The following is a 16,645-nucleotide window of genomic DNA, read 5'->3' as shown; positions in this document are numbered from 1 at the left end:
GTCAGCCGAAAAGACTCTCCGATGTCAGGCCTTCCTCTTCAATGCGACGGCGCAGCACCAGCAGTGCCTCCACCTGAATCTGCCGCACCCGCTCCCGAGTAACACCGAGGCGGGAGCCGACCTCTTCCAGCGTCGCCCCATCGGTGCCGTCCAGACCGAAACGCCAGAACAGTACCAACCGATGCTTCTCGGTCATGCTTGCAATCCACTGATGCACCTGCTGGGAGATATCCCGGTCGGCCAGAGCCGCCTCAACCCCCGGCGCATCAACATCGGCAATGATATCCGCCAGGGGTCGGTCCGCGTCTCGGCCATGGGGCACATCCAGGCTCGTCACCCGACCATCCATTTCCAGACAGCCACGCACTCCCTCTACCGGGCGGTTGAGCGCCTCTGCCACCTCCTCCGGCGTCGGGTCTCGTTGCAAGGTTTGCCCGAGACAGCGGACCGCGCGCAGCACGGTACTGAGTTCCTTCATGATGTGGATGGGCAGGCGGATGGTGCGAGTCTGATTCATCAACGCCCGCTCGATATTCTGGCGAATCCACCAAGTCGCGTAGGTGGAGAAGCGAAAACCGCGCTCTGGATCGAACTTCTCCACCGCCCGGATCAGCCCGATATTACCCTCTTCGATCAGATCCAGGAGTGGCAAACCCCGGTTGATATAACGCCGTGCCACCTTTACCACCAGACGCAGGTTACTCTCTATCATGGTGCAGCGTGCCGCCTGATCTCCGGTCTGAACCCGGCGCCCGAGGGTGACCTCCTGTTCTGCTGTCAGCAGCGGACTATGCCCGATCTCCCGCAAATAACAGCGGGTAGCATCCCAATCGTGGGCCTCACCGAAATCTTCCACCTCCTCGGCTTTTTCCGGAATATCCGCTTCCTTCTCCGCGACTCCTGTCTGAATGCCCTCTTCCTCGTCTCTGCTCGCGCTTTTCATCCGACACACTCTCCAGAGGCCACCGCAATCGTTCCCGCCAGCAAAGGGACAAAATGGCAGGCACCCAGCGGAATCACCTGCGCCGCACTGCCATCCCAATGGCTGACTTGCAAATGCTGCCTGCCGCCTTCTTCCACCGGCATCACCAGACTACCCCCGGCCCGCAATTGGCGATAAAGGGGCGCCAGGGCGCAGGGCACTGCAGCCGTGATGACAATCGCATCAAAAGGTGCCTTCTCCGGCCAGCCGCCACTACCGTCGCCATGATGCAGATGCACCTGACGGTAGTTCAGCCGCCCCAGCAACACCTCCGCCATTTCCTGAAGCGGGCCGATACGCTCAATGCTGAAGACCTCAGCCCCCAGTTCTGCCAACACGGCGGTCTGGTAGGCGGAACCAGTACCGATCTCCAGCACCCGCTGCGGCACTTCCCTGTCCTCAAGAATCGCCTCCATCATCCGCGCCACGGTCCAGGGCTGAGAGATAGTCTGTCCATAGCCGATAGGCAGAGACACCGGCTCATAGGCACGCCCCGCCAACGCCTGCGCGACAAAGTGATGACGCGGAACCCGGTTCATCGCGTCCAGCACCCGCTCGTCACGGATGCCTTCCGCGCGCAGACGAAGCACCATCCGCCCCCGGGTACGCGGGGAAATCATACCGACTTCAGGACTCAAGGCTAGCAACGAAGCAGCCATTGACTCAAACCCTCCAGAAAATTGTAGCGGGTCATATCCAGATCGAGCGGCGTAATGGAGACGTAACCGCGGCGCACCGCGTCAAAATCGGTACCGGGACCGGCATCTGCCTCTCGCCCGGAAGGGCCAATCCAGTAAACAGGATCGCCGCGCGGATCAGCCGCCGGTATCACCATGTCGCTCTTGTGGCGACGCCCCAGACGCGTCACTTCGAATCCGCGGATTTCATCGTAGGGCAAATCCGGTACGTTCACATTGAGAATGGTATCGGCAGGTAATGTATGACTCAGCACCCCGATCACCAACTTGGCGGCCACCTGCGCCGCAGTCGAAAAATGGGTGCAATCGCGTCCTGCCAAGGAAACCGCCATAGCGGGCAAGCCGAGAAAACGCCCCTCGGTGGCGGCGGCCACCGTGCCTGAGTAGAGCACATCATCCCCCATATTGGCGCCGCGATTGATACCGGAGACCACCATATCAGGCGTTTCCGCGAAGATGCCGGTAACGGCGAGGTGGACACAGTCCGTGGGCGTACCGCCGACCAGATAGTGAAAACCGTTGAGTCCGGTACGCATCCGCAACGGCCGGTCCAGGGTGAGAGAGTTACTGGCACCGCTACGATCCTGCTCCGGCGCCAGCACTTCCAAATCACCTAAAGGCCTTATTGCTTCGGCGAGCGCCGCCAATCCCGGTGCCAGATAACCATCGTCGTTACTGAGCAAGAAACGTGGCATTAGGTCTCCGAAAGGCGTGCAGTGGCTATCCTGCGGCTATGGTAAGCCACGATGCCCCTTCGGGTCCATCTTCAGATACGCGCCGCACCCGGCACAAACTAATGCGCCGCGCGCCCCGGGGCCGTCGGCGCCGGACCTTCATTCTGCACCTGTTGGATCTGTCGCTGGAGCAACAGCACGCGCAATTGCGCCGCATCCATCGCCTGTTTCAGGCCATTCACGCGATCCAGATAGCGGGCATAATTGCGCTCGTTGCCGGTGCGTATGGCCTTGCCCTGCTCGTAGTTTTTGGTCGCCTGGAGCAGCGCCAACCGCGCCACAACCAGTTCCGCCTGCATACGCTTCAAGGCCGGATTTACCGCGGGTCGGGTGGACGTGGGTGCGGCAGACGGCGCGGGCGATGGGGTGACAACACTACCACTGGACGCTGACTCGGGCGTGCTGACCGAGTTCTGCGGTGCTCCGGAAATCTGCTCGACGTCTTTAGCGCCCGCAGGTGGGGTTTCGCCATAGCTGACGACTCCATCGCCACTCACCCAGCGATAAATGCTTGACGCATCGGCGGAAGCGCTGATCAGAAAGACCGACAGGAAAATACACAAGCCCACCATTAGTGGGCGCTTTGATTCGCCCTTACCAGATGTAAAGGGAGGGGTTCTGCATTTCATCATTCTGCTCTCCTGACCAGCGCGGCATTCTCTATATGGTCGCCAAGCCCCCGATTGTCAAGGCAGCGGCCACAAAAAAGCCCCGTATAAAGCACGGAGCTGATTGGCGCCGGGGAAAGCCCGTCACAGCGGGCCGTATCCGGTACTCAGAGACTATAGTACATCTGGAACTCCACCGGATGGGTGGTCATGCGCAGGGCCTGCACCTCGGCCCACTTCACATCCAGATAACCTTCCAGCCAACTCTCGGAGAACACCCCCCCCTTCATGAGGAAGTCATGATCGGCTTCCAGGGCGCGCAGGGCTTCTTCCAGGGAAGCCGCCACGCCGGGAATGTTGGCCTGCTCCTCCGCGGGCAGATCATAGAGATTCTTGTCCATGGCGTCACCGGGATGAATTTTATTCTGGATACCGTCCAGACCCGCCATCAGCATGGCAGAGAACGCCAGGTAGGGGTTGGCGGTGGAGTCCGGGAAACGTATTTCGATGCGCCGGGCCTTGGGGCTGTTGACGAAGGGAATACGGATGGACGCCGAACGGTTCTTGGCGGAGTACGCCAGCAGCACCGGGGCCTCGTAATGGGGCACCAAACGCTTGTAACTATTGGTGCTGGGGTTGGTCAGCGCGTTGATCGCCTTGGCATGCTTGATGATGCCGCCGATGTAGTACAGGGCAATTTCCGACAATCCGCCATACAAGTCGCCCGCAAAGATGTTCTTGCCATCCTTGCCGAGCGACTGATGGACATGCATGCCGCTGCCGTTGTCACCGACGATGGGCTTGGGCATGAAAGTCGCCGTCTGGCCGTAAGCTGCCGCCACGTTGTGAACGACATATTTGAGAATCTGTACTTCGTCCGCCTTGCGGGTCAGCGTATTAAAACCGACGCCGATTTCGTGCTGCCCGGCCGTGGCCACCTCATGGTGATGCACTTCCACCTTCAAACCCATTTCTTCCATGGCCAGACACATGGCGGAGCGCAGATCCTGCGCCGAGTCAACGGGTGGGACCGGAAAATAACCGCCCTTGATGCCGGGGCGATGGCCCATATTGCCGGATTCATATTCCTTGCCGGAATTCCAGGCGGCCTCTTCGGCATCCACCTTGTAAGCACAGCCGCTCATATCGATATTCCAGGTCACGGAATCGAAAACGAAGAATTCATTTTCGGGACCAAAGTAGGAGGTGTCGGCGATGCCCGTGCTCTTCAGGTAGATCTCAGCACGCTTGGCGACGGAGCGGGGATCGCGCTCATAGCCTTGGCCAGTGGCGGGTTCAATGACGTCGCAGCGGATAATGAGGGTGGTTTCATCTGTAAAAGGATCGAGAACGGCGGACTCAGCCTCGGGCAGGAGAATCATGTCGGACTCGTTGATGCCCTTCCAGCCGGTGATAGAGGAACCATCAAACGCCTTACCCTCGACGAAGGTGTCTTTTTCGATAGTGTGGCCGGGGACGGAGACATGCTGTTCCTTACCCTTGGTATCGGTAAAACGGAAATCGACAAACTTGATATCTTTTTCTTTAATCAACTTAACCACATCACTGGGGCTATAACCCATTTGCTTCTCCTTCAATCAAGAAATATTCACGACCCTGAGCAAACTGCGCATACAAAATTCATACCGGGCCCTTAACCACCCGCTGATAACAATCAGGGCTCCATATGCACCAGTATTGCGCCCAATTATGGTGCAATAAAAAAATATGCACCACTATCGAGCGGTCGGTGTTTTTGGCAATTGCCAGACCACATCCACCTGCTGCAAGCCTGGCACCCGCCCCTGCAAGGCGTCCTGAAGCCGTGTTTCCATGTCCTGCAGGCTAGCGAATGTTTCCGCTGGCGGCAAGTGATAACGCATACAGATCACGACGCCGTTCTTGAGGTAATGCAAGGTCATCTGCTCTGTTAAGGGCAAATTCCGCGCCAGCAGACACTCGCACACCACTTTTTCTATCTCGCTGCGCGGCGGCAGAACCACGCCCCCATCCTCATCATTTTCGCTGTCGATGTGGATGGTGGCATCAGCCAGCTCATCCACCTGACGCAACAACGCTATTCGCACCCGCTCAGCAATCTGGTGTCCCTCGGAGACGCTCAAGGTCGGCATCACCTGCAGATGCACCTCGGCCAGGGCCTGATGACCGATTTTACGGGTCTTGAGCAGGTGCAAATCGCGCACCCCCTCGCAGCCGAGAATCACCTCGCGAATCGCTGCCAACGCTTCATCACTAAGACCACGATCTGCCAGCTCCTGCACCGCTTCCCAACCGGTGACCAGACCGATCCGCAGCACCATAAGGGCGACGATAAGGGCGACGACCGAATCCAAATAAGGCGCGCCCAACAAGCTGCCGCCGATACCGATAAACACGATGACACTGGAAATCGCATCGGTACGGTGATCCCAGGCATTGACGCGCAATGCGGCCGAACGGGTCCTGCGGGCTACCCGGATAGTGATCTGGTAGAGTGACTCTTTGGCGATGATGGCAAAAGCGGCGACGTAGAGGGTCCAGCTCGCTGGCATGCCATAATGACCAACAATGAGCCGCTGGACCGCCTCGTAGCCGATCCCGGCCCCGTTGACGGCCAACAGGCTGCCCGTGGCCAGCGCCGCCAGCGTTTCAAAACGCTCGTGACCGTAGGGATGCTCCTGATCCGGCGGCTGGCTGCTGAAGTGCATGGCGAACACCAACCCAAGATCAGACAGCAGATCCGAAAGGGAATGGATGGCGTCCGCCACCAGCGCACTAGAGTGCCCGAAAACGCCCCCCGCGAGTTTGATGAAAAACAGCACCACGTTGGTGCCCGCCCCCATCAGGGTCACCCGCATGTTCTGCTTGCCGCGTTCCGTGCGACTGATACCTTCTGTCACTACTCAGGGCCTCTCAAAGTCTTGTGCTCACTGGATATTTGGTCGGACAATCGTCAATTCGCTAGCGATTGTCAAGGCAATGCCCGAAGACTTGGTCGCCCGCGACAAAACCAGTCTGGATATTTTCTGGCGGCGGGCTTGCCGAAGAGCGGGGATATGCACAGTATATACGCAGATGCTGTTTAATCCTCCAGGCATCCACACCGAATTTACAGGACGAGGTGAACGTTATGAATACCGAAACGATTCTACAGAAGGCACAGGAACGGGCCAGGGTCGCCGGCAAACGCCACGCCGGGGACCTCACGCCGGAGGAAGCCCATGCCGTGTTGCGCGACCATCCCAAGGCCATCCTGATTGACGTGCGCTCCCAGCCGGAACTGGATTTTTCGGGCTTCGTAGAGGGCTGCTGTCATGTGCCGTGGCAACTGTATCCGGGCATGACTCCCAATGCCAACTTTGACGCAGAGTTGCGCAAGAAAGCCCAACCCGGCGAGTTACTGCTGTTATTGTGTCGGACGGGTGGTCGCTCTTTGGCGGCTGCCGAACATCTGGCCGACTTGGGTTATGGCCATTGCTATAACATCCTCGGGGGCTTTGAGGGCAAACACGACACCCATGGCCAGCGCGGCAAGGTAGAAGGCTGGAAGGCCAGCGGTTTACCCTGGAGACATAAGTAGGTTGCGCCTGATTAAGACTGGCAGGCCAGGCAGAACAGAGCGCTCTTACCCCCCACCGAAAGAGTTTCCAGCGCGCCACCACAACTCGGACAGTGCCCGTCTGCCCGATGGCGGGTGAGGAAGGTCTTGGGCAACAGGTTGCTCTTCGCCTGACAGCGCACGGCACGATCCAGCACCTTGGGGATCTGCTCCAGGAAACGCTCGCGCTCCTCTTCGCTGAGGCTGGTCGCGGTGCGGTCCGGCCGCAGGCGGGCCTGAAAAAGGATTTCATCCGCCCAAATGCCGCCGATGCCCGGCGCGAAGCCGTCATCCAACAAGATATTACGCAGGGCGCTGCGGCGACGGCTCAGGGCTTCGCGCAATACACCAAGCCCCTCCCCTCGCACCATCAGCGGATCGGGGCCGAGCTTGGTCAGGAAGTCCACATCGCTGTTTTCATCCAGCAGGCGCAGGCGATTACCCAACTGAGTCCCCTGAAGACGCAAGCGCTGCTGGCCATTGATCTGAATCTCCAATGCCGCACGCGGCTCTTCCTCGCCCGCCGCCTGAGCAGAACCGCGTTCGAGTTCGCCGCTCAACTCGCCGCCCAACTGCAGGGCGAGGATGTCTTTGCGATCCAGTTCCAGGAAAAGGTATTGACCATAGCGGTGCAAGTCGGTGATGGCCTTGCCTTTGAGTGCGGAGTCTTCGATGCCGGCACCATCGGTCAGTGACTCGCCTTTGGCATTCTGCATCCGCATGACGCCGACCCGCTTGTGCAGGATACCGCGCCGCAGTTTTTGTCTGAACAGTTCTATTTCTGGCAACTCGGCCATGTTTTTCTCCGGAACGATGAAATTTGAGACCCGTGATAAGCACCCTAGTCTAACCCTGTGGGCGCTGGCGCGCCAATGGCAACAAAGGCTGGGGACAAACCAAGTTTGATTATAAATCTGATTTCTGGTACGGTATTTGGCCATTAAGTCAATGAATCAGGTGCCATCCTCCGATGTGAGTTTCAACCCCCGCCCTTATATTGTGGTCACTGCTGACCGCACTCTGGCGAAGCTCTCGCCCTTCTCATTCTCGAACTCTTCTGCCGCTTCCTGCTGCACTGGGGCCTAAGCGCCCAACCCGGCATGGAGACGCATTTGCCTCAAGTGGAGCAGTCCGATGCAACGCCTGTCCCGATTCGAAGAAAACAAGATCAACATCCTCAGTGGCATTACCGTGGCGCTGGCTCTGGTGCCGGAAGCCATCGCCTTTGCCTTTGTCGCCCATGTCTCACCGTTAACCGGCTTGTACGCGGCGGTTATCCTGGTGTTTATCACTTCGCTCTGGGGCGGCCGGCCGGGTATGGTGTCCGGCGCCAGTGGTGCTACGGCGGTGGTGATGGTGGCGCTGGTGGTTTCCCACGGGGCCGAATACCTGTTTGCTGCCGTCATCCTGATGGGCCTGCTGCAACTCTTCTTCGCGGCGGCACGGCTGAGTAAGTTCGTGCGTCTGATCCCCCACCCGGTCATGCTCGGTTTCGTCAACGGCCTCGCTATCGTGATTTTCATGGCGCAACTGGAGCATTTCAAGATCAAGGATGCCCAAGGCGCCATGGTCTGGATGCATGGTACGCCGCTTTATATCATGATCGGATTGGTCGCCCTGACCATGCTGGCTATTTATCTGACGCCGCGCCTCACCAAGGCGATCCCGGCAACGCTCGCGGGTGCGCTACTGACCACCCTCTTCGTCGTCGTCTTCAAGATTCCTACGGTGACCGTCGGCGATGTGGCATCGCTGGCCGGTGGCCTGCCCAGCTTTCATCTGCCGGAAGTGCCATTGAACTGGCACACCCTGGTCGTCATTTTCCCCTACGCCCTGGTTATGGCCGCCAACGGTTTGGTGGAAACCCTGCTGACCCTGAACCTGATCGACGAGATGACCGACACCCGTGGCAAGCCGAATCAGGAATCCATGGCGCAGGGCCTTGCCAATGTGGTCAGCGGTTTTTTTGGCGCCATGGGCGGCTGCGCCATGCTGGGGGAGAGCATCATCAATGTCGGCAACGGCGCCATCAAGCGCCTGTCGGGCGTTACCACGGCCCTCTTTTTGCTGTCCTTTATCGTGCTGGCCTCACGCTGGATTCAGCAGGTGCCCATTGCCGCACTGGTCGGCGTGATGTTCGTGGTGGTGGAAAAGACCTTTGAATGGAGCAGTCTGCGTTTTTTCGGCAAGGTGCCGCGCACCGACATAGTCATCGGCATTCTGGTCGCCGCCATTACGGTGCTGGTCAATATCACCCTGGCGGTGGTGGCGGGGGTCATCATCGCGGCGCTGGCCTTTGCTTGGCAGCACGCCAAGCAGATTGAAGTCAAAACCAGCATCAATGCGGAGGGGCATAAGATTTACACCCTGCAAGGAACGCTGTTTTTTGCCTCGGTGAGCGCCTTCCGTAATCTCTTTACCCCGGCGGAAGATCCGGACGTGGTCATCATCGACTTCGGCGAGGCGCGGATTGTCGATCATTCCGCCATCGAGGCTATTGATGCGCTGGCCGAGCGCTACGAGAAGCGGGGCAAAAAGCTGTATCTGCGCCATTTGAGCGGTGACTGCCGGGATTTGCTGGAGAAGGCAAAGGATCTGGTCGTCTTTAACGTGTCAGAAGACCCGCGTTATCATGTGGCGGATGACAAGATTAGCTGAAGGCATCCCTGACCATGAAGTACTGAACCGCCAGAGGACGGTAGGCATCGAACAGCGCTAGGCAGTTGGTAAACCATTGCGCCACCCCGGTGCCTATGGCAACCTTTGTGCCACATTTGGTATCCGGCATAAGATAACTCCATGGACACTCCCGCCTATTCTCCACAAGAACTCGAAGCCGCCGTGCAGCAGCGCTGGCACGATCAGCAGGCCTTCAAGGCCGCCGCGGCACCCTCGGGAGACAAATTCTATGCCCTCGCCATGTTCCCCTACCCTTCGGGGCAATTGCACATGGGACATGTGCGCAATTACAGCATCGCCGACGCCATCGCCCGCTATCAGCGGATGCGGGGCAAGGAAGTTCTGCAGCCCATGGGTTGGGATGCCTTCGGCCTGCCCGCGGAGAATGCGGCCCTCAAGCACGGGTCAGCCCCGGCGCAGTGGACCATGGACAACATCGCCCACATGCGCGGCCAGTTGCAGCGGCTGGGCCTGTCTTACGACTGGTCGCGGGAGTTTGCCACCTGCACGCCGGATTACTACCGCTGGGAGCAGTGGCTGTTCGTGAAGCTCTGGGAGAAGGGGCTGGTCTATCAGAAGCTGAGCACCGTCAACTGGGACCCGGTGGACCAGACCGTCCTCGCCAACGAGCAGGTGGTGGACGGCTGTGGCTGGCGCTCCGGCGCGCCGGTCGAGCGCAAGGAGATCGTGCAGTATTTCCTGAACATCACCGCCTACGCCGAAGAGTTGCTGAGCGGCCTCGACACCCTGAGCGAGGGCTGGCCGGAGCAGGTGCTGACCATGCAACGCAACTGGATCGGTCGCTCGGAAGGCGCAGAGATTCATTTCCCACTGACCACTGGCGACGGGGTCATCAAGGTCTTCACCACCCGTCCCGACACCCTGATGGGGGCGACCTATCTGGCGGTAGCGCCTGAACATCCCCTAGCCGTTCAGGCGGCGGAAAATAGCGCCGAACTCGCGGCCTTCCTCGAACGCTGCCGTCATGGGTCCGTTTCCGAAGCCAGCATCGAAACCCAGGAGAAGGAGGGGCACTCGCTCGGCCTGCACGTGCGGCATCCCCTTACCGGTGCGGAACTACCCGTCTGGACCGCCAATTTCGTGCTCATGGGTTATGGCGAGGGCGCGGTGATGAGTGTGCCCGCCCATGATCAGCGTGACTTTGAGTTCGCGCGCAAATATGGCCTGCCCATTCGCGCGGTGATTCAGGCCGGGGGTGTCTCTTCCGACGGCGAAGCCATGCCGGAGGCCTACACCGGCAGCGGCACCTTATTCAACTCCGGGACTTTCGATGGTCTGCCCAATGAAGAAGCCAAGGACCGCATCACCGCGGCATTAGCCACCAAGGGACTGGGGCGGAAGACCGTCAACTTCCGTCTGCGCGACTGGGGTATCTCCCGACAGCGCTACTGGGGCACGCCCATTCCCATGATCCACTGCCCCCACTGCGGCGTCGTGCCGGTACCGGAACAGGATCTGCCGGTGATCCTGCCGACCCACTACCAGCTTAAAGACCCGCGTTCGCCGCTGCTGGACGACCCCGAGTTCACCCAGGTGGCCTGCCCGCAATGCGGCGCCGCAGCCCGGCGGGAAACCGATACCATGGACACTTTCGTCGAGAGCTCCTGGTATTACGCCCGCTTCGCCTGCCCCGATGCCGAACAGATGCTCGACCAGCGCGCCGCCGACTGGCTGCCGGTGGATCAGTATGTGGGCGGTGTGGAGCACGCGGTGCTGCATCTGCTCTACGCCCGCTTCTTCAACCGCCTGCTCCGCGATGTCGGACTGCTGCCTGCCGACGGCGCTCACGATGAGCCCTTCCGCCATCTGCTGACTCAGGGCATGGTGCTCAAAGACGGCAGCAAGATGAGCAAATCCAAGGGCAACACGGTGGACCCGCAAGGCCTGATCGACCGCTACGGAGCCGATACCGCGCGTCTCTTCATCCTCTTCGCGGCGCCGCCGGAACAACATCTGGAGTGGTCGGACAGCGCCGTGGAAGGTGCTTACCGCTTCCTCAACCGGTTCTGGCGCCTGGTCCACGAGTATGGCGCCACGCCCCCGGCACTGCCCGCAGAGCTCTCCGCCGAGGCGGTGGACCTGCGCCGCGCCGTGCATCAGTGCATTGATCGGGTCAGCCGCAACATGGACGGGCGCTATCATTTCAACGTCGCCATCGCCGCCATCATGGAGCTGACCAACAGCCTGATGAAGGTCTCTACGGATGCCCCGGCCGACTTACGGGCGGTGCTGGGCGAAGGACTGCGCGCCTTGACCCTGCTGCTGGCCCCCTTTGCGCCCCATATCGCCGAGGTGCTTTGGGAAAAGCTGGGGCAAAGCGGCGTGATCAGTCATGCGTCCTGGCCCGTCGCTGATACCGGGGCACTGCGTTGCGATACCGTGACGATGGTCATTCAGATCAATGGCAAGTTGCGCGAACGCATGGATTTTCCCGCTGATGCGGATAACGCCAGCGTCGAACAGACGGTACTGGTCGATCCGGCCATCCAACGCCATCTGGAGGGTAAAACGGTGCGCAAGGTGATTATCGTACCCGGTCGTCTGGTCAACGTGGTGGCGGGATGAGCCGCGCCCGGCAATGGAATCTCTGGTGGCTTGTCGCAGCCTTGGCACTGCTGCCGAGTGGCTGCGGCTTTCATCTGCAAACCGGCGCCAGTATTCCGTCGAAGCTGACCGGCTTGCGCGTGACGGGCACCGGCCCTGCTGGCGGCGCTCTGGCGCAGGCCGTTGATCGTGCACTACAGCGTGACGGTAACCACGCGCAGCAGGGCGGTCCCTTGTTGCAGATCGACAATGCATATGTCAGCCAGCGGATCATCAGCATCAGCCCAAGCAGCGGCGTGGCGCTGGAGTTTCTCGACACCTTGCACGCCGAAATCAGCGTCATCGGCAGCGACCATAAAATACTCCTCGCGTCGCAACCGCTGCTCATGGAGAACAGCTTCAGCTACAATAGCGGCAACCCACTGGCGACCAATGAGCAGCAGGTCACCTCACAACGCCTGCTGATGGAACAGGGCGCACGGCAAATTCTGCGGCGGGTGCTCAACAGCCCCGGTTTCCGCCGACAGGCTCCCTGAAATGCGGCTGAAGCCGGCGCAATGGGCCAGCCATTTACGCAGCCCTCTGGCATCGGTATATGGCCTCTTTTCCGATGAGCCCCTGCTCTTGCAGGAGGCGGAAGACGCCCTGATCGCCGCCGCGGCGCAGCATGGTTTCGCCCAGAAACAGCGCCTCGGCCAACAAGGTGGTACTGTCTGGGATGCCTTGCGCGACGAGCGGAACGCCGGTTCGCTTTTCGCTGAACAACGCCTGCTCCTGCTGCGTCTGGATAATCCCAAAGTCCCCAAAGAAGGTAGCGCCGCCCTGCAGTACTGGCTGGCCTCGCCACCTCCCGACGCCCTGCTGATCCTCAGTGGCCCCCGCCCTGACGCCAGCACGCAGAAAACCGCTTGGTTCAAGGCCGTCGAAACCCGCGGCCACACGCTCCTGCTGTATCGCCCGGAAGGGCAGGACTGGCCGCGCTGGGTAGAGCAGCGACTGCGCGCCACCGGGATGCAGGCCGATAGCGCCGCCGTCCAGTTGCTCACCGAGCTCAGCATCGGCAATCTCAGTGCCTGCCATCAGGCCATTCAGCGGCTGCAACAGGTCTATCCTGGGCAGAACATTGATGTCACCGCTATCCGCGCGATACTGGCAGACAGCAGCCAGTTCACCATTTACGACCTCGCCGATGCGGTCCTGCGCGGCGAGACGGAACAAATCCTGCGCATTCTCGACCGCCTGCGCAGTGGCGACGGTGAACCGGCGTTGTGTCTGTGGGTACTGCACAAGGACCTGCGCCTACTGGCTGAATTGCGGGCCGGCGGCGTGGATGCCGATGCATTCTTCCAGCAGAACCGTATTTTCCCGCCACGGCAGGGCTGGCTGCGCAATGCCGCCCGGCGCCTGACCCGCCCGGGGCTGCGGGCAGGTATTGAGGACTGCCTCGCCATTGACGCCCGCATCAAGGGACAGGACCCCACGCCGGTCTGGCCGGCACTGACCGATCTCTGCCTGCGGATGTGCAGGTGACGTTAGCACCCATGCGCCAGGCCCTGCCACTCACCGTTCTCGTTCTCGGATTGGTCAGTTTTTTCAATGATCTTGCCTCAGAGATGGTGGTCCCTCTCATCCCTGTCCTCCTGGCCACCATCCTCGCTGCGGGTCCGGTGGCCCTGGGCCTGGTAGAAGGGGTGGCGGATACCGTAGCAAGCTTTCTCAAACTCTGGTCCGGCCGGCATTCCGACCTCATCGGTGGGCGGCGCAAGGGGCTGGCGGTGATCGGCTACACCGTTTCCAATCTGGCGCGGCCGCTCATCGCTGTGGTGGGAAGCTGGCCCGCGCTCCTGCTCGTCCGCAGTATCGACCGGATGGGGAAAGGCATCCGCACCGCACCAAGAGATGCCTTGCTGGCAGATTCCACGCCGCCGGAACGCATCGGCTTTGCGTTTGGCTACCAAAGGGCCATGGACAATGGGGGCGCGGTGCTGGGGGCCTTGGTGGCAGCGGCAGTTTTACATTTTTCCGGAATCCCCTTGGAGGAGGTCATCCTCCTGTCGGCCATCCCCGGCGCCGTCGCCATTTTGCTCATCGGTGGCGGTGTACGTGAGCTGCGACGACCACCCAATCACCGGACCCCAACCCGTATCTCTCTGAACCCGCGCCACCTGTCACTCCACATCCGGCGCTATCTCCTTACGCTGAGCTTGTTCACCCTGGCCCGCGCCACCGAAACCTTCATTCTTCTGCGCGCTTATCAGCTCGGTATGGACGTCGTCCAAGTACTTCTCCTCTGGGCTTCCATCCATGCGGCCAAGAGCAGCACCGGCATGGGTGGCGGACGATTGGCCGACAAATTGGGACGGCGGCCCGTTTTATTCATCGGCTGGTCGGCCTACGGCTGCAACTACGCCTTGTTCGCCATGGTGGAAAGCCTCCCGTTGTTGTGGGCGGTGGCCTTGTCCTATGGTTTGTTTTTTGGTTTCAGCGAAGGGGCCGAACGGGCCCAGATCAATGATCTGACCACAGCCGACGAGCGCGGCACGGCCTTTGGCTGGTATAACCTGGCCACCGGCATCAGCGCGATCCCTGCAGGATTATTGTTCGGCTGGGTATGGGAAGAGGTCGGCGCCCCTTATGCCTTCGGCTTTTCCGCCTGCATCGCCATCGTCGCCACCACACTCCTCGCCACCTGGGTCTACCGCGGCACCCCTTGGCGGCAGTCCTGAATGCTCGCCGTCGCTGCCTGCGCTTCGCATCAAAATGTAGCCCTCACCCGCCAGACCTGATAGATTGCTGCTTTGCCGCTGATTACGACTTTATGCGACTCAATCAAACACCGTTTTCGGGATTTCGCCATGACTGAACCATGGGTTTCAGTCGAACATCTCACCGAGCATCTGGGAGTCACGCGCGACTCGATCTATCGGTGGATTGACCGCAAGGGACTGCCTGCGCATCGGGTTGGCCGCCTATGGAAATTCAAAATTTCCGAGGTGGACGAATGGGTTCGTGCGGGTGGTGCCGATGACGACTCAGGAGACAAGAGCCGATGAGAAGAACTGGGGGAGCCAGTATTTGAGTCAGGAAGGACAACTCCTCGACCAGAAGTCCTTGCGGGCAGTGACCGGCAAGACGGCAGACTGGAACGAAATCGCCAAGGATTGCATTGCCTTTGCCAATGCAACGGGCGGTCACTTGCTGCTGGGCATCGAGGATGGCCAGGATGCGCCGCCAGCCAGTCAATACATTCCTGCCGACCTGCCCGACACCCTTCGGCGCAAGCTGGCCGACCGCACCGTCAACGTTACGGTGCTGCCAGATGTCGTCACCGCCCCAAATGGAGGTCAGTACATCGAGTTGCGCATTCCTCGCGCCCTGGCGGTGGCATCCACCACCGACGGTCGCTACTTCCTGCGCGTGGCCGACCAAAGCAAGCCCGTCACGGGCGACGACGTGATGCGGCTGGCCAGCGAACGTTCCGCGCTGTCGTGGGAAACGCAGACCACCCTGCATATTCCTCGCGTCGAGGCGGAAGCTTCCAAACGCGACAAGTTGCTGCAGGCTTTGCGTGCATCCGACCGCGTCAAGGCATCGGTCAAGGAAAAAACTGACGAGGAGCTACTCGACCACTATCAGCTCGCGCAGGGGCAGGCCCTCACCAACCTGGGCGTGCTCTGCCTTGGCCGCCAGCATCACCGCGCCCAGCTGACCACGGCACCGGTGATCCAGTTCATCAAGTATGACGAGCACGGCCAGAAGGTCAACAAGCTGGTGTGGGACGATCACACGCAGAGCCCGATGGAGTTGATCGAGGCGGTCTGGCTGGAGGTGCCCGACTTCCGCGAGCGCTATGAATTACCCGATGGTCTGTACCGCCAAAACGTGCCGGCTTTCGACGAAATCGTGGTGCGTGAGCTCCTGGTCAACGCGTTGGTGCACCGTCCATACACCCAGCGCGGCGACATCTTCTTGAACCTGTACCCGGACCGGCTGGAGGTAGTCAACCCCGGTCCGCTGCCGTTGGGTGTCACGCCGCAGAACGTGCTGCACACCACCGTGCGCCGCAACGAGCACTTGGCCCGTCTGTTCCACGACCTGAAGCTGATGGAACGTGAAGGCAGTGGCTTCGACAATATCTTCGAGGTGCTCCTGTTGCAAGGTCGCCCGGCACCGGAACTGATCGAAACCCACGACCGTGTGCAGGTCACGGTGCGCCGCCGCATCCTGAAACCCGAGGTCATCGACTTCATTGCCAAGGCAGATCAGACCTACCAGCTCACCCAACGCGAGCGCATCGCCCTGGGGCTGCTGGCCCAGCACGACGCACTGACCGCCCGCGAACTCGCCGCCACACTGGAGCTGCCTTCTACCGAAGTGCTGCAGCCTTGGCTCAAGCGCCTGCTGGAATGGCATTTGGTGCAAAGCGCCGGCCGCACCCAGGCAACACGCTATTTTGTTGATCCGAGCCTGCTGCGCAGTCTGAAATTCACCGGCGAGACCACCCTCAAGCGCATCGAGCCGCATCGTTTGGCCGCGCTGGTGCTCGAAGACCTGCAGCGCTACCCCAGGTCCGCCATCAGCGACATCCATCGGCGCATCGGTGGCGAGATACACCCCAAACAAGTTAAACGCGCTCTGGAAGAGTTAATCGGGCGTGGTGCCGTGCGCTTTGAAGGCAACAACCGCTGGCGGCGGTACTGGGCAGTTTCATGAACGGGCTATCGGACAACTTGCACCATATCGGCGATAGCTGGGCGATAGCGGTTGGGCGACACGGCGGC

Annotated in this window: 16 protein-coding genes; 8 read left to right on the top strand and 8 right to left on the bottom strand. The window is 60.4% G+C overall.

Features of this window, described 5'->3' with window-relative positions; translation table 11 throughout:
* Position 1: 1 nt before the first annotated feature.
* The 6 genes from rpoS to PJU76_RS02910 all read right to left on the bottom strand — a co-directional run bounded on the left by rpoS (position 2) and on the right by PJU76_RS02910 (position 5,922).
* Positions 2-943 carry an RNA polymerase sigma factor RpoS gene (gene rpoS, locus PJU76_RS02935; RefSeq protein ID WP_271780412.1) on the bottom strand — a complete coding sequence of 314 codons (942 nt, stop codon included), beginning with the start codon at positions 941-943 and terminating at the stop codon, positions 2-4.
* On the bottom strand, positions 940-1,641 hold the full coding sequence (locus PJU76_RS02930; RefSeq protein WP_215848886.1) for a protein-L-isoaspartate(D-aspartate) O-methyltransferase: 702 nt from the start codon (positions 1,639-1,641) through the stop codon (positions 940-942). Before PJU76_RS02930 ends, rpoS begins: the two co-directional genes overlap by 4 nt.
* Positions 1,623-2,375 carry a 5'/3'-nucleotidase SurE gene (gene surE, locus PJU76_RS02925; protein ID WP_064219045.1) on the bottom strand — a complete coding sequence of 251 codons (753 nt, stop codon included), beginning with the start codon at positions 2,373-2,375 and terminating at the stop codon, positions 1,623-1,625. The genes PJU76_RS02930 and surE overlap by 19 nt, the downstream gene beginning before the upstream one ends.
* Positions 2,376-2,473: 98 nt before the next feature.
* Positions 2,474-3,046 (bottom strand): DUF4124 domain-containing protein, encoded by a 573-nt coding sequence (locus PJU76_RS02920; protein WP_271780411.1) that lies wholly within the window; start codon positions 3,044-3,046, stop codon positions 2,474-2,476.
* A gap of 143 nt (positions 3,047-3,189) precedes the next feature.
* On the bottom strand, positions 3,190-4,605 hold the full coding sequence (gene glnA, locus PJU76_RS02915; protein ID WP_271780410.1) for a glutamate--ammonia ligase: 1,416 nt from the start codon (positions 4,603-4,605) through the stop codon (positions 3,190-3,192).
* A gap of 153 nt (positions 4,606-4,758) precedes the next feature.
* Positions 4,759-5,922, bottom strand: coding sequence for a cation diffusion facilitator family transporter (locus PJU76_RS02910; protein WP_271780409.1), 1,164 nt, complete (start codon positions 5,920-5,922; stop codon positions 4,759-4,761).
* 230 nt (positions 5,923-6,152) lie between these two features.
* On the opposite strand from PJU76_RS02910, the gene PJU76_RS02905 reads away from it, so the two are divergent.
* Positions 6,153-6,602 carry a rhodanese-like domain-containing protein gene (locus PJU76_RS02905; RefSeq protein ID WP_271780408.1) on the top strand — a complete coding sequence of 150 codons (450 nt, stop codon included), beginning with the start codon at positions 6,153-6,155 and terminating at the stop codon, positions 6,600-6,602.
* An 11-nt stretch (positions 6,603-6,613) separates the two neighbouring features.
* Here the strand turns inward: PJU76_RS02905 and PJU76_RS02900 are convergent, their stop codons facing one another.
* Positions 6,614-7,417 carry a DNA-formamidopyrimidine glycosylase family protein gene (locus PJU76_RS02900; RefSeq protein WP_271780407.1) on the bottom strand — a complete coding sequence of 268 codons (804 nt, stop codon included), beginning with the start codon at positions 7,415-7,417 and terminating at the stop codon, positions 6,614-6,616.
* 337 nt (positions 7,418-7,754) lie between these two features.
* Between PJU76_RS02900 and PJU76_RS02895 the strand changes: the two genes are divergently transcribed.
* Positions 7,755-9,278, top strand: coding sequence for a SulP family inorganic anion transporter (locus PJU76_RS02895; protein WP_215892955.1), 1,524 nt, complete (start codon positions 7,755-7,757; stop codon positions 9,276-9,278).
* Here the strand turns inward: PJU76_RS02895 and PJU76_RS02890 are convergent.
* Positions 9,271-9,408, bottom strand: a complete 138-nt coding sequence (locus tag PJU76_RS02890; RefSeq protein ID WP_271780406.1) for a hypothetical protein — start codon at positions 9,406-9,408, stop codon at positions 9,271-9,273. The genes PJU76_RS02895 and PJU76_RS02890 overlap by 8 nt on opposite strands.
* An 11-nt stretch (positions 9,409-9,419) precedes the next feature.
* Between PJU76_RS02890 and leuS the strand changes: the two genes are divergently transcribed.
* The 6 genes from leuS to PJU76_RS02860 all read left to right on the top strand — a co-directional run bounded on the left by leuS (position 9,420) and on the right by PJU76_RS02860 (position 16,577).
* Complete coding sequence (gene leuS, locus PJU76_RS02885; RefSeq protein WP_271780405.1) at positions 9,420-11,885, top strand: leucine--tRNA ligase; 2,466 nt, start codon at positions 9,420-9,422, stop codon at positions 11,883-11,885.
* Positions 11,882-12,400 carry an LPS-assembly lipoprotein LptE gene (locus tag PJU76_RS02880; protein WP_271780404.1) on the top strand — a complete coding sequence of 173 codons (519 nt, stop codon included), beginning with the start codon at positions 11,882-11,884 and terminating at the stop codon, positions 12,398-12,400. The genes leuS and PJU76_RS02880 overlap by 4 nt, the downstream gene beginning before the upstream one ends.
* A 1-nt stretch (position 12,401) precedes the next feature.
* Positions 12,402-13,394 carry a DNA polymerase III subunit delta gene (gene holA / locus PJU76_RS02875; protein ID WP_271780403.1) on the top strand — a complete coding sequence of 331 codons (993 nt, stop codon included), beginning with the start codon at positions 12,402-12,404 and terminating at the stop codon, positions 13,392-13,394.
* Positions 13,391-14,590: an MFS transporter gene (locus PJU76_RS02870; RefSeq protein ID WP_271780402.1), complete on the top strand. Its 1,200-nt coding sequence runs from the start codon at positions 13,391-13,393 to the stop codon at positions 14,588-14,590. Before holA ends, PJU76_RS02870 begins: the two co-directional genes overlap by 4 nt.
* A gap of 129 nt (positions 14,591-14,719) precedes the next feature.
* Entirely contained in the window at positions 14,720-14,917 is a 198-nt protein-coding gene (locus tag PJU76_RS02865; protein WP_271780401.1) for a helix-turn-helix domain-containing protein, read from the top strand.
* Complete coding sequence (locus PJU76_RS02860; RefSeq protein ID WP_271780400.1) at positions 14,889-16,577, top strand: ATP-binding protein; 1,689 nt, start codon at positions 14,889-14,891, stop codon at positions 16,575-16,577. Before PJU76_RS02865 ends, PJU76_RS02860 begins: the two co-directional genes overlap by 29 nt.
* Positions 16,578-16,645 lie beyond the last annotated feature (68 nt).

This window comes from Acidithiobacillus ferriphilus, from assembly GCF_028215975.1.
GTDB lineage: Bacteria > Pseudomonadota > Gammaproteobacteria > Acidithiobacillales > Acidithiobacillaceae > Acidithiobacillus > Acidithiobacillus ferriphilus.
Note: the sequence above shows the minus strand (reverse complement) of the source record. Positions and strands in the feature narration are given on the sequence as shown.

Bases quoted from the DNA above. Each gene is read 5' to 3' on its own strand.
- rpoS (WP_271780412.1), bottom strand. From the start codon at position 943: ATGAAAAGCGCGAGCAGAGACGAGGAAGAGGGCATTCAGACAGGAGTC.
- PJU76_RS02930 (WP_215848886.1), bottom strand. From the start codon at position 1,641: ATGGCTGCTTCGTTGCTAGCCTTGAGTCCTGAAGTCGGTATGATTTCC.
- surE (WP_064219045.1), bottom strand. From the start codon at position 2,375: ATGCCACGTTTCTTGCTCAGTAACGACGATGGTTATCTGGCACCGGGA.
- PJU76_RS02920 (WP_271780411.1), bottom strand. From the start codon at position 3,046: ATGATGAAATGCAGAACCCCTCCCTTTACATCTGGTAAGGGCGAATCA.
- glnA (WP_271780410.1), bottom strand. From the start codon at position 4,605: ATGGGTTATAGCCCCAGTGATGTGGTTAAGTTGATTAAAGAAAAAGAT.
- PJU76_RS02905 (WP_271780408.1), top strand. From the start codon at position 6,153: ATGAATACCGAAACGATTCTACAGAAGGCACAGGAACGGGCCAGGGTC.
- PJU76_RS02900 (WP_271780407.1), bottom strand. From the start codon at position 7,417: ATGGCCGAGTTGCCAGAAATAGAACTGTTCAGACAAAAACTGCGGCGC.
- PJU76_RS02895 (WP_215892955.1), top strand. From the start codon at position 7,755: ATGCAACGCCTGTCCCGATTCGAAGAAAACAAGATCAACATCCTCAGT.
- PJU76_RS02890 (WP_271780406.1), bottom strand. From the start codon at position 9,408: ATGCCGGATACCAAATGTGGCACAAAGGTTGCCATAGGCACCGGGGTG.
- leuS (WP_271780405.1), top strand. From the start codon at position 9,420: ATGGACACTCCCGCCTATTCTCCACAAGAACTCGAAGCCGCCGTGCAG.
- PJU76_RS02880 (WP_271780404.1), top strand. From the start codon at position 11,882: ATGAGCCGCGCCCGGCAATGGAATCTCTGGTGGCTTGTCGCAGCCTTG.
- holA (WP_271780403.1), top strand. From the start codon at position 12,402: ATGCGGCTGAAGCCGGCGCAATGGGCCAGCCATTTACGCAGCCCTCTG.
- PJU76_RS02865 (WP_271780401.1), top strand. From the start codon at position 14,720: ATGACTGAACCATGGGTTTCAGTCGAACATCTCACCGAGCATCTGGGA.
- PJU76_RS02860 (WP_271780400.1), top strand. From the start codon at position 14,889: ATGACGACTCAGGAGACAAGAGCCGATGAGAAGAACTGGGGGAGCCAG.